The following is an 18,905-nucleotide window of genomic DNA, read 5'->3' as shown; positions in this document are numbered from 1 at the left end:
GATCGCCCCCGGGCCGGTCGGCCGGGGTCGCGGTGCGTGTTCAGGCGCGGTGCGTGTTCCGGTGCGGGCGGGACGCGCTAGCGCGCCCAGCCCGTGTACTGGGAGCCGCCCGACCAGCGGGAGCGGCGGCCGTCGGTCACCGTCGGCGGCCGCTCGGTGCGGGCCACCGCGTCGGTGACGGCCCGGACCAGCCAGGTGTTGACCGACGAGCCGAGGCGGGCGGCGGCCTCCTCGACGCGGACCTTCAGCTGCTCGGGCAGCCGCAGGGTGATGCGGATGGTGGTGCCGTCGTCGGCGTCGGCGACTCCCGGCTCGGGCGCCGGGGCCTCGTGCGCCTCGGCTGCCGCCGGGGGCGGGGTGACGACGAACCCGATGTCGCTGCCGCGCAGCCGCACGTCGACGGCGCCCGGGGCGAGCTGGCTGGTCAGCTCCTCGGCCGCGGCCGACAGCGCGCTGAGCAGGGCCAGGCGCACCGACGCTTCCAGCGGTGCGGTGAGGCGCTCGGCCAGCTCGCGGGCCTCCTCGCCGCCGGGTGCGGCGGCGGCGAGGAGGTCCCGGCGGAGCTGGTCGACGAACGGCGCGAGGTCCATGACGTCACCATGACACCACTGTGGCGTCACACGCAACCCCTCGTGGTGTCACGCGTTGCGGGCCCGCAGTCCGCCGAGCAGGAGGAGGAGTGCGGTGCCTATGAGGACGGGCTCGAGCGCGAAGGCGGCGGTCAGCCCGTGGCCGTCGGCCAGGCGGCCGAGCAGGAAGGGTGCGGTCGCGGTGACCAGGCCGCCGAGCAGCTGGGTGCGGGCGTTGGCCCGGTCCTCCTGCCCGCCGGCGGCGCCGAGGGCCAGCGCCAGGGCCAGCGGGTACAGGTTGGCGATTCCGGTTCCGCAGACGAACAGGCCGAGGACGGCGACCGCGGGGCCGGCGGTGAGCCAGAACAGCGCGAACCCGGCGGCCGTGACCGCCAGTGAGGCGTACAGCAGCGGGACCGACCGCCCGGGGCGGCGGGTGAGCGCCGCGCCGCCGATCCGGCCGACCAGGAGGCCGAGGTAGTTGCTGCCCAGGGCCGTGGCGGCCGTGGCGGTGGACAGCCCGGTGCCCACGAGCACCTCGGTGCCGAAGTAGACGAGGCAGAACTCGATGGCGGTGGCGACCGCGGTCAGGGCGGCGAACAGCCAGCAGGCCAGTGGCAGCCGCCCGGACCGGCCGGCGGCCGGACGCCCGGCCGGCGGCGGCAGCGGCCGGCCGCGGTACCGCAGGAACAGGACGGCGAGGACGACGGCCGGGACCGCGAAGGCGATCCGCCAGCCGGCCGCGCCGACGGCGAGCGCGCCGAGCACCAGGGGAGCGACCACCGCGCACGCCCCGGCGACCACGTTGGCCTCCGTCAGCGCCCGGTCCCGCCGCGCGCCGTGCCGGTCGGAGAGGACCGCCTGGGTCGCCGTGAGCAGCGTCGTGCCGGCCACCCCGAGCACGCCGGCCCCGAGCAGGGTCGGGACGAGCCCGGAGTCGAGGGCGAACAGCCCGGCGCCGGCGGCCGTGGCGGCGGCCGAGGACCACAGCAGCACCGAGCGCGACAGGCGGCGGGACACCGGCGCGAACCCGGCACCGGCGAGGGCGGCGCCACCCGACCACAGGACGGAGTAGACGCCCAGCAACGTGTAGGAGAAGTGCAGCTCCGCCCGCAGCAGCGCCAGCGCCGGGCCGAACGCGTACAGCCAGAACGTGAAGCACCCGAGGGTCGCGTAGGCGAGCACGGTGGGCGCGTCCCGGGTGAACCCGTCCGGCCGTGGACCGCTCGACAGGGGGACGTCGGCGGCGTCGGCCCGTGTCCTTGTGTATCGATACACACCTAGACTCTACGAGTGGCCAGTCCCGGCGACCACCCGTCGCGCCGTCCGACGATGCGCGACGTCGCCCGCACCGCCGGCGTCTCGGCGATGACGGTGTCCTACGTCTACTCGCAGCCCGGGCGGGTCTCGGACGAGGCGGCCGCGCGGGTGCGCGCGGCCGCGCACGAGCTCGGCTACCCCGGGCCGCACCCGGCCGCCCGCTCGCTGCGGCAGGGGCGGGTCGGCACGCTCGGCGTCGTCCTCGGCGAGCGGCTCGGCTACGCCTTCGACGACCCGCAGGCCGCGCGGTTCCTGGCCGGGGTCGCGGACGTCTGCGCCGCCGAGGGCGTCGGGCTGACCCTCGTGCCGATCACCGGTGCCCCGAGCGACGTCGAGCGCGTGGCCCGGGCGGTCGTGGACGGCCTCGTCGTCTGGACCACCAGCGACGACGACCCGGTGCTCGACGCCGTGGCCGACACCGGCCTGCCCGCCGTCGTCCACGCCGGTCCGCACCACCGGGGCCTGCCGGTGGTCGGCATCGACGACCGCGCCGCCGCCGAGGCGGTCGGCCGGGTGGCGTTCACCGGCGCGCGGCGGCCGGTCGTGCTCGGCTTCCCGCTCGACCGGGCGCGCGACCGGCAGCTGCTCGACGGCGACGCCGTGGGACCGGTCCGGTTCCCGGTGACCCGGCACCGCTGGGAGGGCCTCCGGGACGCCTGGACGGGTGCCGGCCGACCGGCGGCGGAGCTGCGGCTCGCCGTCTGCCCGGTCAACGACGCCGACCAGGGCGAGGCGCTCACCGCCGAGCTGCTCGCCGGCGCGGACCGGCCCGACGCGATCGCCGCGATGAGCGACGAGCTCGCCCTCGGCGCCCTGCGGGCCGTGGCGGACGCCGGCCTCGCCGTCCCCGGCGCCGTGGCCGTCACCGGCTGGGACGACAGCGACGCCGCGGAGCCGGCCGGCCTGACCACCGTGGCGCAGTCGCTGCGCGCGCAGGGCGCCGCCTGCGCCCTCGTCGCGCTCGGCCGCCCCGGCGACGTGCCGGGACGGGACGCGTGGCGGGTCGTGGAGCGGACGACCACCCGCCGCCCCGGCTGAGCGGCCGCCCTAGGGTCGGGGCGTGCGAGCCGTGGGAGTGACCGAGTTCGGCGGGCCCGAGGCCCTCACCGTCGTCGACGTGCCCGACGAGCCGCTCGGGCCCGGGCAGGTGCGGTTGCGGGTGCGGGCCGCGGCGGTCAGCCCGACCGACACCCACCTGCGCAGCGGTGCCTACGCGGGGCGCGACACGGTGAAGACACCGCCGTGGGTGCCCGGGATGGACGCCGCCGGTGAGGTGGTCGAGGTGGCCGGCGACGTCGACCGGGTGGCCGTCGGCGACGCGGTCATGGGGATCGTCGTCCCCACCGGCGCGCACGGCGGCTACCGCGAGGACCTCGTGCTGCCGGCCGGCTCGGTGGCCCGCGTGCCCGCCGGTGCCGACGCCGTCGCCGCCTGCACGCTGCCCATGAACGCGCTCACCGCCCGCCTGGCGCTCGACCAGATGGCGCTGCCGGCCGGGTCGGTGGTCGCGGTGACCGGCGCGGCGGGTGCCTTCGGCGGCTACGTCGTCCAGCTGGCCAAGGCCGACGGGCACACCGTCGTCGCCGACGCCTCCGAGGCCGACGAGCAGCTGGTCCGCGACCTCGGCGCCGACGTCGTGGTGCGGCGCGGCGACGACGTGGCCGACCGGATCCGCGCGGAGTTCCCCGACGGCGTCGACGGGCTGTCCGACGGGTCGGTGCAGGACGCGCTGGTGCTGCCCGCGGTCCGCGACGGCGGGAAGGTGACCACCGTCCGCGGCTACCGCGGCGACGGGTCCGGCCGGGTCGAGGTGCTGCCGACGCTGGTGCGCCGCTACGCCGAGAACGCCGCCGCGCTCGACCGGCTGCGCGACCAGGTGGACTCCGGCGCGTTGACGGTGCGGGTGGCCCGCACCTTCACGCCGGAGGACGCGCCCGAGGCCCACCGCGTGCTGGCCGCCGGCGGGGTGCGCGGCCGCCTGGTGATCACCTTCTGAGGTCGCGGGGACCGGCGGGTCCCTGCCAGGGTGGGGGAGACCCCGGGCAGCGGTGCCCGGGCGCGAGCGCGGAGGTGCGGTAGATGGTGCACAGGCTGGTGGTCAGCTACGGACAGCCCGACGACCCGGCGGCGTTCGACGCGTACTACCGCGACACGCACACCCCGCTCGCCGTGCAGATGCCCGGGCTGGTCCGGCTGACCACGGGGAAGCCGCAGTCGATGGACCCCTCGCACCCCGCCCCCTACCTGGTCGCGCAGCTCGACTTCGACTCCGAGGAGGCGATGGGCGCCGCGTTCGCCTCCGACGAGGGCAAGGCGACGGCGCGGGACGTGCCGAAGTTCGCCAGCGGGGGCGCGGTCATGACGCACTACGAGGTGAACGAGGTGCACGTCTCCCGGTGAACGGCGCCCAGGCCCTCATCCGCACGCTCGTCGACGCCGGCGTCGACGTCTGCTTCGCCAACCCCGGCACGTCGGAGATGCACTTCGTCGCCGCGCTCGACGACGTCCCGGAGATGCGCGGCGTCCTCACCCTGTTCGAGGGGGTGGCCACCGGCGCCGCCGACGGCTGGGCGCGCATGACCGGCCGGCCCGCCGCCACGCTGCTGCACCTCGGCCCGGGCATGGGCAACGGGCTGGCCAACCTGCACAACGCCCGGCGCGGCCGCACGCCGATGGTCAACGTCGTCGGCGACCACGGCCGCTCGCACAAGCGGCTGGACGCGCCGCTGGAGTCCGACATCGACGCCGTGGCCGGCACCGTGTCGGGCTGGGTGCGCCGGTCGCTGGCCCCGGAGGACGTCGCCGCCGACGCCGCGGACGCCGTCGCCGCGGCGGCACGCGGGCAGATCGCCACGCTGGTGCTGCCCGCCGACGTCTCCTGGTCCGAGGGCGCCGCCGTGGCCGACCCGCCGCCGCCCTGGACCCCGCCGGGGCCGACCGAGGCCCGGCTGGGCGAGGTCGCCTCCGTGCTGCAGTCGGGGGAGCCGACCGTCGTCCTGCTCGGCGGTGACGTCCTGGCCAGCGAGGACGGGCAGCTCGTGGCGTCCGCGATCGCCGGCGCCACCGGTGCCCGGCTGCTCGCCGAGACCTTCCCGGCGCGGATGGTGCGCGGCGCGGGGCTGCCCGACATCGGGAAGCTGCCGTATCCGCCGGAGGTGGCGATCAAGGCGCTGGCCGGCACGCGGCACGTGGTGCTGGCCGGGGCGCTGTCGCCGGTGCACTTCTTCGCCTACCCGGGCGTGCCGGGCACGCCGGTGCCCGAGGACTGCACCGTGCACGTCCTGTCCGAGCCCGGGGAGGACGGCGTCGCCGCGCTGCGCGCGCTCGGGGAGATGGCCGCCCCCGGCGCGACGCCGCAGCCGCTGGAGGCCTCCCGCCCGGAGCTGCCGAGCGGGCGCCTCACGCCGCGCGGGGTGTCGGCCGTGGTCGGCGCCCTGCTGCCCGAGCGGGCGATCGTGGTGGACGAGGCGATCACCTCCGGCGTCGGGATCGTGGAGCTGACCTCGGGCGCGCCACGGCACGACTGGCTGTCCCTCACCGGCGGGGCGATCGGCGACGGCCTGCCCATGGCGGTCGGCGCGGCGGTGGCCTGCCCCGACCGGCCGGTGCTCGTCCTGCAGGCCGACGGCAGCGCGATGTACACGCTGCAGGCGCTGTGGACGATGGCCCGCGAGCAGCTCGACGTCACCGTCCTGCTGTACGACAACGCGTCCTACGCGATCCTGCAGGGCGAGCTGTCCCGGGTGGGCGCCGCCGGCGGCGGGGAGCGGGCCGGGCAGCTGCTCGACCTGGGCGGCCCCGCGCTGGACTTCGTCGCGCTGGCCACCGGCATGGGGGTGCCCGCCACCCGCGCGGAGACCGCCGAGGAATTGGCCGAGCAGCTGGGCACCGCGCTGCGCGAGCCCGGTCCGCACCTGGTGCAGGCGGTGCTGCGACCGGCCGGCTGAAACTCCTCCTCACCCCCTCGGGGGAACACCGGCCGGATCCGTTCCAGACCGATCCGTTCCGGGCCGATTCCCGTCGCGTGTCGTGGACCCTCGATGGACCCAGCTGGACGGCCGGCAGGAGCCGGCTGGCCCTGCGGCGTGCGCCCGCGCTGGTCATCGCCCTCGTCGCCGCGCTGCTCGTCGCCGAGGGGGTGACGTACGGGACGGTCACCGGCACGACGCTGTACTTCGCGGTCCTCGGGCTGGCCGTCGTCACCGCCTGGGCGGGCGTGTCCCGCGGGGGACGCCGGCTCCCCGCCGTCCTCGTCGCCCTCGGCGTCACCCTGACCTGCGCCGGTGACGTGATCTGGCAGGTCCAGACGTCCTTGACCGGGTCCGGCGCGGACGTCGGGATCGCCGACGTCGCGTACCTGGGCAGCTACGTCGCCCTGGTCACCGCGCTGGCGCTCATGGCCCGCACCCGCCAGGCCGACCGTGACCAGCGGGCGTCGGGCTGGATCGACGCCCTCGTCGTGTTCGTCGCCGCGCTGCTCGTGGTCTGGGAGCTGTCCATCGCGGCCACCGTCCAGGACCCGACGCTCGGGGGCCTCGACCGCGTCGTCCTCTCCCTGTACCCGGCCCTCGACGCGGCCCTCATCGGCCTGGTCGTGCGGCTGCTGGCCACCCGCCGGCACGGGGAGCGGGCCTCGCTGGCCGTGGCGGTCGCCTGCGCCTGCTGGCTCTTCTCCGACGTCGTCTACCTGCTCGACGTCGACGCCGACGACCTCGGCTCGCTGCTCGACGCCGGCTGGCTGCTCGGCAGCGTGCTGCTCGCCGTCGCCGCCTGGCCCGGCACCTCCCGTACCTCGCCCGCGAGCGATCTCCGGCACCCGGTGTCGGGCCTGGCCCGCCTGGCCGTCTGCCTGGGCGCGCTGCTGGTCCCCCCGACGACGGAGCTGGTCATCGACCTGACCGGCGGCGAGGACGCCTCGGGCGCGGTGTTCACCGCGATGGTCACGCTGACCGTCCTGGTGTTCGTCCGCGCGGCGCTGCTGGTGCGCGGCGAGGCGGCCGCCCGGGCGCTGGTGCGCTCGCGGGAGCGGTTCGCCGCCAAGCTCTCCGCGCACTCCTCCGACGCGGTCGTGGTCGTCGCCCGCGACGGCCGGCTGCTCAGCGACCCCGCGCCGCTGTCCGCGCTGCTCGGCGTCCCGCCGGCCGACGTCGCCACCACCGCGGATGCCGTCGCGCTCTCCGGGGTGGACCCCGCGATGGCCACCGCGCTGTTCACCCGCGCACTCGAGGCCGGCGGCCGGGTCGTCGACGCCGAGCTGCCCGCCCGCCACCGCGGCGAGGACCGCTGGATCGGCGCGCGCCTGGTCGACCTGAGCGGTGACCCCGACGTCGGCGGCGTCGTCGTCCACGTGACCGACGTGACCGGCCGCCGCCGCGCCGAGGAGGCGCTCGCGCACTCGGTGCTGCACGACGGGCTCACCGGGCTGGCCAACCGCGCGCTGTTCACCGACCGCGTCGGGCAGGCGCTGCGCCGGACGGTGCGCGGCGGCGGCTCGGTGGCCGTGCTCTCCCTCGACCTCGACGGCTTCAAGGCCGTCAACGACTCCCTCGGCCACGCCGCCGGCGACGCGCTGCTGCGCGAGGTGGCGACCCGGCTGCGCGCCGCGGTCCGCGCCGACGACACGGTGGCCCGCCTGGGCGGCGACGAGTTCGCCGTGCTGGTCGAGCAGGCCGGCGACGGCGACGACGAGGCGCTGCTCACCGCCGCCCGCGTGCTGGAGGTGCTGGCCCGCCCGGTGGCGCTGTCCGGCGGTCCGGTGACCGTGTCGGCCAGTGTCGGCGTGGCCGTCGGCCGCGGGGACGTCGCCGGCGCGTCGCTGATCGGCGACGCCGACCTCGCGCTGTACGCGGCCAAGCTCGGCGGCCGCGCCCGGGTGCAGCGCTTCGAGCCCGGCATGCGCGCGGCGGCGCTGGCCGCCCGCGAGCTGGAGCAGGAGCTGCGCGGCGCGGGAGCCCGCGGCGAGTTCCGGCTGGCCTACCAGCCGGTGATCGGCCTGGCCGACCGCCGGGTGACCGGCTTCGAGGCGCTGCTGCGCTGGGACAGCCCGCGGCTGGGCCCGGTGACCCCCGACCGGTTCGTGCCGGTGGCCGAGGCCGCGGGTCTGATGGACGAGATCGGCGCGTGGGTGCTGCGCGAGGCGTGCGCCACCGCGGCGGCCTGGCGGCACCGCCACCCGGGTGCCGGGCGGTTCTCGATGGCGGTGAACGTGTCGGCCACCCAGCTGACCTCGCCGGACCTCGTCGGCTCCATCGCCGCCGCGCTGGCCGAGAGCGGGCTGCCGGCCGGTGCGCTGGTGCTCGAGGTGACCGAGACGGCGCTGGTGGGCGACCCCGAGCGGGCGGCCGCGTGCCTGGCGGCCCTGCGGGCGCTCGGCGTGCGGCTGGCGCTGGACGACTTCGGCACCGGCTACTCCTCGCTGGCGCACCTGCGGCAGTTCACCGTGGACGTGCTCAAGATCGACCGGTCGTTCGTCAGCGCGATGGCCGAGGGCGAGCCGCTGCCGGCGATCGTGCGCGGCACCATCGACCTGGGCCGCACGCTGGGCCTGGAGGTGCTCGCCGAGGGTGTGGAGCACGAGCACCAGGCGCGGCTGCTGGCTGAGGGCCGGTGCGACAGCGCGCAGGGCTACCTGTTCGCCCGCCCCCTCGAGGCGTGCGACGCCGAGGCGCTGCTGCTCGAGGAGGCCGCGGCCCGCGGCGCGATGCCGGCGATCGTGCCGCTGCGCTCGGCGCCCCGCGCGCTGACCCGCCCCGCCTGACGGACCCCGCGCTCGCTCGTGCTCTGCCCACTGTCCGGGGGCAGAGCACGAGCGTCCGCGCAGTGGACTGACCGGTTCGGGTCGAGGACGGGTCGCGTGGTGCCGTTGTGACAGGAGGTCCCTGCCGCACGGACGCGGCGGGCCCCGAGAGCACGGAGGCGCGGGGGATGGGTCTGGGTATCGCCACGCACGTGGCGGCGCTCGGGACCTCCCGCGCGCTGGGGCGGACGGACCAGTCCGTGGCGACGTCGCTGCGGCGGCTGGCCTCCGGGCTGCGGATCGCCACCGCTGCCGACGACGCGACGGGGCTCGGCGTCTCCGAGGGCCTGCGCGCCCAGGTCCGCGGGATGACCCAGGCCGTGCGCAACACCCAGGACGGCATCGGCCTGCTGCGGACCGCCGACGCCGCCCTCGACGGCGTCCAGTCGATGCTGCGGCGGATGCGCGACCTCGCCGTGCAGGGCGGCAACGCCGGGCTCCTCGACGCGCAGGCGACGGCCGCCGTCCGCGCGGAGTTCGAGCAGCTCAAGGCCGAGATCGACGACGTCGCCGGCCGCACGTCGTTCAACGGCATCGCCCTGCTCGACGGCACCTACGACCGGCTGGTCCAGGCCGGCGCCGACGCCGGCGACACCGTGCGCGTCGTCCTCGCCGTCTCCGGCCGGGCGGTCGACGTCGCCGGGCTCGGGCTCTCCGACGTCGACCTGACCGGCGGGCTCGGCCTGCAGCACACGCTGAGCCGGGCCGTCGCCGTGGAGCCGAGCACCCCGGCACCCGGCCGGCTTACGCTGGCCGGCGACTACACGTCCGGCGCCGCCTTCCGCGCGCTGACCGGGACGGTCACGTACGACGGCCGGACCCTCGACCTCGGGACGGTCGACTGGACGGGCGCCGTCACGGCGCAGGACCACCTCGACCGGCTCGGCGCCGCGCTGGGCGCCGGCTCCTTCACCGCGTCGGGCTCGGGCCTGGTGCTCACCGGCGCGACGCCCGGCCCGACGTCGCTCCCTGCCGACGCCGCCGCCCTCACCCCGCACTACACCGGCGGGACCGCCGCCACGGTGGACGCCGCCGTCCCCGCCGCCCGCAACACCCCGTCGGCCGGGCGGCTCCTCCTGGCCGGCGACTACGTCTCCGCCGACGCGTACGCCACCAGCTACGACGCGCTCGTCGGCACGCTTACCTACGGCGGGCGCACCTTCGACCTCAGCTCGGTGGACTACACCGGCGCCGTCTCGGTGCAGGACCGCATCGACCGGCTCGACGCCGCGGCGATCGCCGCCCTCGGCACGACCTTCAGCCCCTTCGTCGCGACCGCGACCGGGCTGGTCTTCACCGCGCCGACGCCCGGCCCGACGTCGACGGCCGCCGACGCGCACGCGATGACGCCGTACTACACCGGGGACGCCGGGACCGCCGGCACGCTGCGCGCGCTCGATCGGGCGATCGGCTGGGTGTCGGACCTGCGGGCCGAGATCGGCGCGATGGACAACCGGTTCACCTCGGGGGTGCAGCGCCTGAACGTCTCGATCGAGAACGCGACGGCGGCGGAGTCGCGGATCCGCGACGTCGACGTGGCCGAGGAGGTCACCGCGCTCACCCGCGGCCAGGTCCTCGCGCAGGCCGGCACCGCCATGCTGGCGCAGGCCAACCAGTCCGCCGGCCGCGTACTCGCCCTGCTCCGCTGACGGGGGACACCCGACCGGGTGGCGCCGGTCCCCGGCCGCGCACGCGCTGTCCACAGATCGGCTGACGAGCCTCCCGCGGAACGGCCGCGTCTCCCTATCGTCCCGTCGTCCCGAACGGGGTCGGGCAGGCGAGACGGGGGTGCGGTGCCGACTGCGACGAGCGCTCTCGAGGTCGTCGACGGCGAGGTGCGCGAGCTCATCCGGCGCCGCGGGCTCGACCCGTTCAGCGATCCCGCGCCGGTCCGCGTGCTGGTGCGCGACGTCGTCGCCGACTACTCCGAGCGGTCGCTGACCTCGGCGCTGCCGCCCATCGGCGACGCCGAGTCGGTGGTGCGCGACGTGCTCGACCGGGTGGCCGGCTTCGGGCCCCTGCAGCGCCACCTCGACGCCCCCGAGGTCGAGGAGATCTGGGTCAACGAGCCGGGCCGGGTGTTCGTGGCCCGCCGCGGCCGCAGCGAGCTGACGACGACGATCCTCGGCGCCGGCGAGCTGGCCGACCTGGTCGAGCGCATGCTGCGCAGCTCGGGGCGGCGCATCGACATGAGCCAGCCCTTCGTCGACGCGATGCTGCCCGACGGCTCTCGGCTGCACGTGGTCATCCCCGACATCACCCGTCGGCACATGGCCGTCAACATCCGCAAGTTCGTGCTGCGCGCGCACGGCCTCGACGAGCTGGTCGCCACCGGCACGCTGACCCCTCAGGCGGCGCGCTTCCTCGAGGCCGCCGTCGCCGCCGGCCTCAACGTGCTCGTCTCCGGCGGCACCCAGGCGGGCAAGACGACGCTGCTCAACTGCCTCTGCTCGGCGATCCCGGCCCGCGAACGGGTGATCACCTGCGAGGAGGTCTTCGAGCTGCGGGTGCCGCTGCCCGACGTCGTCGCGATGCAGACCCGCCAGCCCAACCTCGAGGGTGCCGGCGAGATCCCGCTGCGGCGGCTGGTCAAGGAGGCGCTGCGGATGCGGCCCTCGCGGATCGTCGTCGGCGAGGTGCGGCAGGAGGAGTGCCTGGACCTGCTGATCGCGCTCAACAGCGGGCTGCCGGGAATGTGCACGCTGCACGCCAACAGTGCCCGCGAGGCCGTGGTGAAGATGTGCACGCTGCCGCTGCTGGCCGGCGACAACATCGGCCACGCCTTCGTCGTCCCCACGGTCGCGGCCAGCGTCGACCTGGTCGTGCACGTGGCCACGGAGGCCTCGGGGCAGCGCCGGGTGCGCGAGGTCGTGGCGGTGCCCGGGCGGGCCGAGGACGGCGTGATCGAGCTGGCCGACGTCTTCACCACCCGGGAGGGCCGGCTGGTCCGCGCCGACGGCTTCCCGCCCCACCCCGAGCGGTTCGCCGCCGCCGGGTTCGACCTCGCCGCGCTGCTCGGGACGTCGTCGTGGAGCTGACCGGCGCGTTGCTCGGGCTTCTGCTCGGCGTGGGTCTGCTGCTCGTCTGGCGCAGTGGGCCCCGCGCGCCGCGGCGCAGCACGACCCCGCGGGGGCCGGGACGCCGGGCGCGGCTGCTGGCCGAGGCCGGGCTGACCGGCATCAACCCCGCCCAGCTGGTCGCGCTGCAGGTCGCGCTCGGGGTGCTGGCGCTCGTCGTCGTCCTGCTCACCACCGGCACGGTCACCGTCAGCCTCGCCTTCGGCGTCTTCGCCGCCGCGCTGCCGCACGCGCAGGTGCGGCGGCTGGCCGCGCGCCGGCGGGCCGACCTGCGCGAGGTGTGGCCCGAGGTGGTCGACAACCTGGCCTCGGCCGTGCGCGCCGGGCTGTCGCTGCCCGAGTCGCTGGCGGCGCTGGCCACCCGCGGCCCCGAGGTGCTGCGCCCGCCGTTCGCCCGCTTCGCCGCCGACCACCGCTCCAGCGGGCGCTTCGGCGAGGGCCTCGACCGGCTCAAGGCCGACCTCGCCGACCCGGTGGGCGACCGCATCGTCGAGACGCTGCGGGTGGCCCGGGAGGTCGGCGGCTCCGATCTCGGCCGGGTGCTGCGGACGCTGGCCGGCTTCCTCCGCGAGGACGCCCGCGCCCGCGCCGAGCTGGAGACCCGGCAGGGCTGGGTGGTGCAGGCCGCGCGGCTCGCCGTCGGCGCGCCGTGGGTGGTGCTCCTGCTGCTCGCGACCCAGTCGACGACGCTGGCCGCCTACGACACCCCGCTCGGCACCGCGCTGCTGGTCGGCGGCGGCGCCGTCTGCCTCGTCGCGTACCGGCTGATGATGCGCATCGGGCGGCTGCCGCAGGACGTGCGGGTGCTCCAGTGACGCTCTTCGGGATGCTGCTCGGCGGAGTCGCCGCAGTTGGAGTGCTGCTGGTCGTCTCCTTCGCGCCGCCGTTCCGCGCGGTGCGGCTGGTCGACCGGCTCGCGCCCTACGTGCACGACACTCCGCCGCCGTCGCGGCTGCTCGGGACGGCGACCGAGCCGGGCCTGCTCACCGCCGCGCGCCGCGTGTTCGGCCCGGTGGTCGCCGACGGCGCCCGGTTCGTCGACCGCGTGCTCGGCGGGCGCGCCGCCGTCCGGCGCCGCCTGGACGCCCTGGGCGCCGAGCAGACCGTCGAGGACCTCCGCGTCGAGCAGGTCGTGTGGGGCGGGCTCGGCCTGCTCGGCGCCGCGCTGGTGGCCGCGGTCGGCTCGCTGCTGGCCGGCGGCGTCAACGTGCTGTCGGTGGCGCTGCTGTGCCTGGCCGGGCTGCTCGGCGGCGTCCTCGGCCGCGACTGGTGGCTCACCCAGCAGGTGCGCCGGCGCGAGGACCTGCTGCTCGCAGAGTTCCCGGTCGTCGCCGAGCTGCTGGCGCTCGCGGTGACCGCGGGGGAGGGGCCTGCGGCGGCGATCGCCCGGGTGACGCGGCTGTCGGGGGGCGAGCTGGCCCGCGAGCTCGGCGGCGCGCTCGGCCGCGCGCGGGCCGGCGTCCCCCTGGTCACGGCCCTGCAGCAGGTGGCCGACCGGACGTCGGTCGACGCGCTCGCCCGCTTCGTCGACGGCCTGCTCGTGGCCATCGAGCGCGGCACCCCGCTGGCCGAGGTGCTGCGCGCGCAGGCCGCCGACGTCCGCGAGGCCGGCAAGCGCCGGCTGCTCGAGGCCGGCGGCCGCAAGGAGATCCAGATGATGGTGCCGGTCGTCTTCCTGGTGCTGCCGGTCACCGTCCTGTTCGCCCTGTTCCCGGGGCTGATCAGCATCGTCTCGCTGGCGCGCTGAGCGCCGGCGCACAACGGAGGAGGACGACGCATGCGGGCCTGGGCCTGGCTGCTCACACTGACGGCGACGCTGACGAGGGGGGTGGCCGCGCGGCTGCGGGACGACGATCCCGAGCGGGGCGACGTCCCCGGCTGGGTGATGATCACCGTGATGACGGCGGCGCTCGTGCTGGCCATCCTCGTGCCGTTCCGCGAGGCGATCGTGTCGGCGGTGCAGAACGCGCTGGCCTCCGTCACGGCCGGTGGCTGAGGTCGACGACCGCGAGCGGGGCAGCGCGGTCGTCGACTTCGTGCTGGTCTCGGTGCTCGTCGTCGTGCTGCTGCTGGCGGTGCTGCAGGTGGCCGTCTACGTGCACGTCCGCAACGTGGTGACGGCCAGCGCGCAGGAGGGCGCCCGGTACGCGGCCAACGCCGACGTGCCCACCGGCGCCGCCACCGGGCGGACGCTGGCCACGGTGGCGCGGGCGACGTCGGCCGGCACCGCCGTGGGACTGGTGTGCACCGCGGCGGAGGGGGTCGACGGCACCGGCCTGGTGCTGGTGAGCGTGCGCTGCACCGGCGCGGTGCCGACGCTGCTGGCGGGGCTGGGCGACCTGCTGCCGCTCGACGTCACCGGCCGCGCGGTGGAGGAGGCCGCGTGAGGTGGCTGCGGGCGCGTCTGCGCGGCGGCGAGCGCGGGTCGGCGATCGTCGAGTTCGTGTTCGTCGCGCTGGTGGTGTTCGTGCCGCTGGTCTACGTCGTCGCCGGGTTCTCGGCGGTGCAGCGCGGGGTGTTCGCGGCGACGGCGGCCGCGCGGGAGGCCGGGCGGGCGCTGGCCACCGCGCCCGACGCCGGCTCCGGGCTGGCGCGGGCCGAGCGGGCGGCGCAGCTGGCCGTGGCCGACCAGTCGGTGGACGCCACCGACGTGCGGCTGTCCTTCGTACCGGCCGGCGTCGCGTGCGACGACGGGGCGGGCGGGTACGCGCCGACGCTGGCGCCCGGGGAGGAGTTCTCCGTCTGCGCCACCGTGACGGTGCGGATCCCGCTGCTGCCGGAGTTCGTCGACGCCAACACCGCCACCGGGCAGTTCGTCGTCGAGATCGACCGCTACGTCGACCGCTGAGCCGGCTCACAGCTCACTGTGCTGCCACGATCACCTGCCGACGAGGGCCTCTTCGGGGCTGAGGACCTCGCAGCGTGGACCGTCGGCGCGGCGTAGCCGGTCGTCCGCGGTGACCAGGGGTGCATCGAGGGACTCGGCCAGCGCGACGTACCAGGCGTCGTAGACGGTCACGTTGTCGCGCAGGTCCCACACCCTCGCGAGGAAGGGCTCGAACGGATAGCGCCGAGCTCGGAGTCGTGACGCGCGGACCGCGGCCACGCGGGCGTCACCGGCGCTCAGCACGCCGCGGAGGACCATGCTCCGCAGCGCCGAGGTGATCTCCGCACCGGCCATCGACGGCAGGTGCAGCCATGACTCCTCCGAGACGAGGCGCCGGGCGCTGTCCCCGGCAGGTCCGGCGACGGCCATGGCGTCGATGACCACGGACGCGTCGAGGACCCTCACCGGCTGTCGCGGTCGGCGCGGACGAGGTCGGCCGAGGACATGGGGCTGAAGCCCGCACCGGCGCTCCGCTCCAGGTGCTCCCGGACCTCCGCCACCACCTCGGCCGGGGTCTGCGCACGCGCACCCGCGATGAGCTCGGCCAGGAGGAACTCCTGCAGGCTCTTGCCGGCGTCCGCGGCGCGTCGGCGGTAGGTCCGGTGGATGTCCTCGGGCACGTCCCGGATCTGGATGGTCGCCATGCATGCACTTTAGCGCTGCAAGCGCTGCACTGCCTGTGATGACCCGTTGTCGGGACCGACCGCGACGTCGACCGCTGAGGACGGCCGGTCAGCCCATCGTCTTCTGGCCGTCGATCGACTCGCGCAGGATGTCGGCGTGGCCGGCGTGCTGCGCGGTCTCCGCGATGACGTGCAGGAACACCCGGCGGACCGACCAGCGGGCGCCCGCCTCGAACCAGGGGGCGTCGGGCAGCGCGTGCTCGGCGTCGAGGTCGGGCAGCGTGGCGACGAGCTCGTCGGTGTGCCGGGCGACCGCCTCGTACTCCGTCAGCACGTCCTCCAGCGTCTCCCCAGGCGCGAGGTGCCAGTGCCGGGTCGCGGCGTCGGGGCCCCAGTTGCGGTGCATCGCCTCCGCGCCGCCCTCGGCGAAGCGCACCCAGCCGGCCTCCGTGGCCGCCACGTGCTTGACCAGCCCGGCCAGGTTGAGCGCGCTCGCGGTCGGCCGCCGCTGCGCCTGCTCGTCGGTCAGGTCGCGGACGGTGAACCGCAGGAAGGCCCGGTGCCTCCGCAGCGACTCGACGAGGTCGGCCCGCTCGCGCGTGAGGGTCGTCGTACCGGTCATGGGTCCGCCTTCCGTCGTCCTCCGGTGGGTCGGCGCCGACGCTAGGGGGAGGGAGGGCCGGACGGAACGGATCGCCATCTGCCGATGACATCGGCGCATCAAAACCGTCACACCTGCGTCTTAACGTGCAGCTCACAGGCACCGAACGCCAGGAGGTCGTCATGAGCCCGACCGTCAGCAGCTTCGACCAGCTCGACTACGACATCTCCGTCGCCTACATCGCACTGGGCGTCGCCCGCAGCTCGTTCGACCGGTGCCCGAGTGGGGAGAACGCCTCCGCCGTCACCGAGGCCGAGGGCTGCGTCAACCGCCTGCTCGACGAGCGGTTCGCCGCCCAGCAGTGACCGGGCCACCTCCCGGCGGGGTCGCCGCCGGGAGGTGGAACCCGTCAGACCAGGGTGATCGTCGAGTCCGGGTCGGCGCTGCCCGTGCAGGGCGCTGAGTCGTCGACCAGTCCGCTGACCAGCACGGCGACGTTCACGTCGCAGACGTTGGCGACGACGCCGATGGGGGCCTGGATGGCGATGTTCGACACGTTGACGTTCACGAGCCCCTCCTGGGTGCCGGGGGCGCCGTCGTCCGCCGGCCTCGTGATGACGGCGTTGGGAGTGGCCACGGCGTCGCACTGGGCGGCATCGTCGAGCAGGTCCTGCACGAGGACGGCGACGTCGACGTCGCAGATGTTCGCGGCGATCCCGATCGGGATCTGTACATCCAGATCGGAGATGTTGACGTTGACCAGGCCCGACTGGTCCGGCGGCTGCGCGGCAGCCGGGGCCGCCAGGCCGACGGTCGCTCCCGCGGCCAGAGCGGTTGCAGCAGTGAGGGTTCGGATGCGCATCGTCTTCTCCTTGGTCCAAGCGAACAGGTGTGAGCCCTGTCACTGGGCTCCTCCTGAAGACGCCAGGACGACGATGCGATGACGTGACCTCCTCGCGCGTGCGCGCGCGTGGCAAGCGTGGGATCCGGCCCTCCCTCGCGTCATGGCGACGTGACGAGGGCGTCCGGATCGGGTTCGGGCCTGCGTGACGGGTACCTGCCGGCGCGCGCCCGCGCCGGCAGGGGCCTCACTCGTTCCAGGGCACGTAGTCGGTGCCGCCGCCCAGGGCGGTCAGCACGAACATGCCGACGAAGGCCAGCACGATGAAGCCGATGACCACGATGGCCAGCAGCCACCTGCGGTCCTCGATGCCGCGCTTGTTCGCGTAGTCGTCCTCGTCGGTGTGCTGGGCGGTCCGGCCGGCGGCCGGCTCCGGTCCCTCGGACGAGGGGGTGGGGTGGTCGACGGGTGTGCTCATGGGGACTCCCCGGAGCGACCGGCCACGGAGACCGGCGTCCGGACGCCGACGCGCCGGCGTCCGGACCCGACGCTAGGACCGGCGCGGGGCCCGGAAGAGGGTCGGAGGTCCCTGCAGGGGCGCCCGCTCAGGCGGGCAGCGCGCCGGTCCGCCGCGCCAGGTCCGCGCCCGCCGACAGCAGCAGGTCGACGTCGCCGAGGTCCAGCGGCCGGTGCCGCAGCACCGAGAACGTCCACAGCCCGTCGTACACCGCCAGGCGCAGCGGGGCTCCCGGTGAGTCGATGCGCACCCCACCGCGCGGCGTGGGCGCGGCGTCGCCGGCGGGCAGCACCAGCGCGGTGCGGCCGGTGTTCACCTCCCGCACCGGCGCCTCGGTGTGCAGCGCCAGCCGGGTCGTCGGCGGGAGGCCGGGCAGCGCCCCGCGCAGCACCGCCCACGCGGTGCCCGGGACCGGGTTGGTGGGGAAGGCGGCGGTGTAGGCCAGCGGGTCCTCCGGCGTCAGCCCGAACCGGCGGGCGAGCGCGTGCACCGCCTCGAGCTGCGCGGCCGGCGGGACCAGCCGGTGCGGCAGCGGGTCGGGTCCCGGGGCCGGCAGCGGCTCCTCGACCGGCCGCGGCGACGTCAGCGGCCGCGCCAGCCCGGCCAGCCCGTCCGCCGCGTCGACGGCCATCCGCAGCAGCCCGTCGAGGTCGCGCTCGTCGGCCAGGTAGCCGTTGCGGCGCAGCACCACCGTGCCGAACCGGTAGCCGACGTCGAACAGCGGCCACCGCGACCCGGCGCGCACCACCGCACCGAGCGGTCCCCGCACCAGCGCCGCGGCGGTCCCCTCCGGCAGCGGGCCGTCGGCGTCCAGCGCGGCGCCGGGCAGGCCGGACGGGCCGAGGTCCACCGCCCGCCGGGGCGGTTGCCGCGCGCCCGGACCGCAGGCGATGCGGAGCGGGGGGAGCAGCCCGGCCTCCGGTACGAGCGCGGCCGCCCCGGTGCAGGGGACGCCGACGTACTGGTCGTCGTCGACGCCGATGCCGAGGAACGAGCGCCAGCCCGACCGCGCCGCGGAGGCCACGCCGGAGAAGGCGTAGGAGCCGACCGGGCCGTCGTCGTCCAGCGGCCACGGGTAGCGCCAGTGCCACAGGACGGCGTCGCGGGTGCCGACCTGACCGCGCACGACGTTGGACTGCAGCTCGGGCTCCATCGGCATCACGGCGGTGTAGCCGCTGGGGTTCTGGCTGCCCAGCGGCTGCAGGCCGCGGGCCCGCGCGAACGCGGTGAGGTCGACGGCGGGGTGCCCGCGCCGCGCGTCCTCCCGGTCCCGCGGGTCGAGGGCGGCGCGGCCGCGGATGCGGGCGGCCACCGGGGGTCGGGTCACGGGCCGGGGAGGGTAGCGGCGGCGGGGGCCCTGTAGGGAGGTCGCACGCACGGACCACCGATGTCACGCAGCGTGAGCGTCGCCCGAGGGAGAGGTGACCGACACCCCTATAACGAGGCCGACACGGTCCCGAACGTGTGATCAGTTGGCCTCCGCCGATCGGCTCTGGTTACCGTCCGTCGCGGCATCCACCGATGCTGTACGGAACGGACCGGTCGGATCCGACCCACGCAGAGGCGCGCTGGGACGGAGTCCCTCACTGAGGCACGCCACGGTCCCTCCGTCCGCCGGCCTCCTCCGCCGGCGCTGCGCCGCGTGCACCGCCCGACCGCCGTCTCACGATTGGG

General features: G+C 76.2%; 21 protein-coding genes. 13 read left to right on the top strand and 8 right to left on the bottom strand.

Translation table 11 applies throughout. From position 1 onward, the window contains the following. Positions 1-77: 77 nt before the first annotated feature. Together FN207_RS06215 and FN207_RS06210 are read right to left on the bottom strand one after the other, a co-directional pair. Positions 78-590, bottom strand: coding sequence for a hypothetical protein (locus tag FN207_RS06215; RefSeq protein WP_142457468.1), 513 nt, complete (start codon positions 588-590; stop codon positions 78-80). Between the two features lie 48 nt (positions 591-638). After that, the gene (locus FN207_RS06210) at positions 639-1,847 is read right to left on the bottom strand and encodes an MFS transporter (protein ID WP_142457467.1); all 1,209 of its coding nucleotides are present in this window, start codon (positions 1,845-1,847) and stop codon (positions 639-641) included. A gap of 15 nt (positions 1,848-1,862) precedes the next feature. Between FN207_RS06210 and FN207_RS06205 the strand changes: the two genes are divergently transcribed. From FN207_RS06205 to FN207_RS06150, 12 genes are all read left to right on the top strand, one after another. After that, positions 1,863-2,927 (top strand): LacI family DNA-binding transcriptional regulator, encoded by a 1,065-nt coding sequence (locus FN207_RS06205; RefSeq protein ID WP_221888071.1) that lies wholly within the window; start codon positions 1,863-1,865, stop codon positions 2,925-2,927. 22 nt (positions 2,928-2,949) lie between these two features. Beyond that, complete coding sequence (locus tag FN207_RS06200) at positions 2,950-3,885, top strand: NADP-dependent oxidoreductase (protein ID WP_142457466.1); 936 nt, start codon at positions 2,950-2,952, stop codon at positions 3,883-3,885. An 83-nt stretch (positions 3,886-3,968) separates the two neighbouring features. Further along, entirely contained in the window at positions 3,969-4,289 is a 321-nt protein-coding gene (locus FN207_RS06195) for an EthD family reductase (RefSeq protein ID WP_142457465.1), read from the top strand. Beyond that, a complete protein-coding gene (locus FN207_RS06190; RefSeq protein ID WP_142457464.1) occupies positions 4,286-5,836 on the top strand; it encodes an acetolactate synthase large subunit in 1,551 nt (516 codons plus the stop codon). Before FN207_RS06195 ends, FN207_RS06190 begins: the two co-directional genes overlap by 4 nt. 77 nt (positions 5,837-5,913) lie before the next feature. Then, a complete protein-coding gene (locus FN207_RS06185; RefSeq protein WP_142457463.1) occupies positions 5,914-8,646 on the top strand; it encodes an EAL domain-containing protein in 2,733 nt (910 codons plus the stop codon). Between the two features lie 167 nt (positions 8,647-8,813). Then, the gene (locus FN207_RS06180) at positions 8,814-10,334 is read left to right on the top strand and encodes a flagellin N-terminal helical domain-containing protein (protein ID WP_142457462.1); all 1,521 of its coding nucleotides are present in this window, start codon (positions 8,814-8,816) and stop codon (positions 10,332-10,334) included. A gap of 144 nt (positions 10,335-10,478) precedes the next feature. Beyond that, the gene (locus FN207_RS06175; protein ID WP_185938212.1) at positions 10,479-11,723 is read left to right on the top strand and encodes a TadA family conjugal transfer-associated ATPase; all 1,245 of its coding nucleotides are present in this window, start codon (positions 10,479-10,481) and stop codon (positions 11,721-11,723) included. Then, positions 11,714-12,577: a type II secretion system F family protein gene (locus FN207_RS06170; RefSeq protein WP_246065807.1), complete on the top strand. Its 864-nt coding sequence runs from the start codon at positions 11,714-11,716 to the stop codon at positions 12,575-12,577. The genes FN207_RS06175 and FN207_RS06170 overlap by 10 nt, the downstream gene beginning before the upstream one ends. Before the next feature lie 11 nt (positions 12,578-12,588). Then, positions 12,589-13,509, top strand: a complete 921-nt coding sequence (locus FN207_RS06165; protein ID WP_142457461.1) for a type II secretion system F family protein — start codon at positions 12,589-12,591, stop codon at positions 13,507-13,509. A gap of 30 nt (positions 13,510-13,539) precedes the next feature. After that, positions 13,540-13,758 carry a hypothetical protein gene (locus tag FN207_RS06160; protein ID WP_142457460.1) on the top strand — a complete coding sequence of 73 codons (219 nt, stop codon included), beginning with the start codon at positions 13,540-13,542 and terminating at the stop codon, positions 13,756-13,758. Continuing rightward, a complete protein-coding gene (locus FN207_RS06155; RefSeq protein ID WP_142457459.1) occupies positions 13,751-14,149 on the top strand; it encodes a TadE/TadG family type IV pilus assembly protein in 399 nt (132 codons plus the stop codon). Before FN207_RS06160 ends, FN207_RS06155 begins: the two co-directional genes overlap by 8 nt. After that, a complete protein-coding gene (locus FN207_RS06150; protein ID WP_142457458.1) occupies positions 14,146-14,610 on the top strand; it encodes a hypothetical protein in 465 nt (154 codons plus the stop codon). The genes FN207_RS06155 and FN207_RS06150 overlap by 4 nt, the downstream gene beginning before the upstream one ends. A gap of 30 nt (positions 14,611-14,640) precedes the next feature. Here the strand turns inward: FN207_RS06150 and FN207_RS06145 are convergent, their stop codons facing one another. The 3 genes from FN207_RS06145 to FN207_RS06135 form a co-directional block, all read right to left on the bottom strand. Beyond that, positions 14,641-15,054: a type II toxin-antitoxin system VapC family toxin gene (locus FN207_RS06145; protein ID WP_221888070.1), complete on the bottom strand. Its 414-nt coding sequence runs from the start codon at positions 15,052-15,054 to the stop codon at positions 14,641-14,643. Beyond that, the gene (locus tag FN207_RS06140) at positions 15,051-15,293 is read right to left on the bottom strand and encodes a FitA-like ribbon-helix-helix domain-containing protein (protein WP_142457457.1); all 243 of its coding nucleotides are present in this window, start codon (positions 15,291-15,293) and stop codon (positions 15,051-15,053) included. Before FN207_RS06140 ends, FN207_RS06145 begins: the two co-directional genes overlap by 4 nt. Positions 15,294-15,381: 88 nt before the next feature. Further along, complete coding sequence (locus FN207_RS06135; RefSeq protein WP_142457456.1) at positions 15,382-15,894, bottom strand: DinB family protein; 513 nt, start codon at positions 15,892-15,894, stop codon at positions 15,382-15,384. Positions 15,895-16,055: 161 nt separating this feature from the next. Here FN207_RS06135 and FN207_RS06130 point away from each other — a divergent pair, with 161 nt between their 5' ends. Further along, a complete protein-coding gene (locus FN207_RS06130; protein ID WP_110906267.1) occupies positions 16,056-16,238 on the top strand; it encodes a hypothetical protein in 183 nt (60 codons plus the stop codon). 44 nt (positions 16,239-16,282) lie between these two features. Here the strand turns inward: FN207_RS06130 and FN207_RS06125 are convergent, their stop codons facing one another. From FN207_RS06125 to FN207_RS06115, 3 genes are all read right to left on the bottom strand, one after another. Then, positions 16,283-16,735 (bottom strand): hypothetical protein, encoded by a 453-nt coding sequence (locus tag FN207_RS06125; RefSeq protein ID WP_142457455.1) that lies wholly within the window; start codon positions 16,733-16,735, stop codon positions 16,283-16,285. Between the two features lie 226 nt (positions 16,736-16,961). Beyond that, positions 16,962-17,192, bottom strand: coding sequence for a hypothetical protein (locus tag FN207_RS06120; protein WP_142457454.1), 231 nt, complete (start codon positions 17,190-17,192; stop codon positions 16,962-16,964). Between the two features lie 127 nt (positions 17,193-17,319). Further along, entirely contained in the window at positions 17,320-18,558 is a 1,239-nt protein-coding gene (locus FN207_RS06115) for a hypothetical protein (RefSeq protein WP_142457453.1), read from the bottom strand. Between the last annotated feature and the right edge of the window lie 347 nt (positions 18,559-18,905).

This window comes from Geodermatophilus aquaeductus (assembly GCF_900182545.1).
Taxonomy (GTDB): Bacteria; Actinomycetota; Actinomycetes; order Mycobacteriales; family Geodermatophilaceae; genus Geodermatophilus; species Geodermatophilus aquaeductus.
This window is presented reverse-complemented; position numbering and strand designations above follow the sequence as displayed.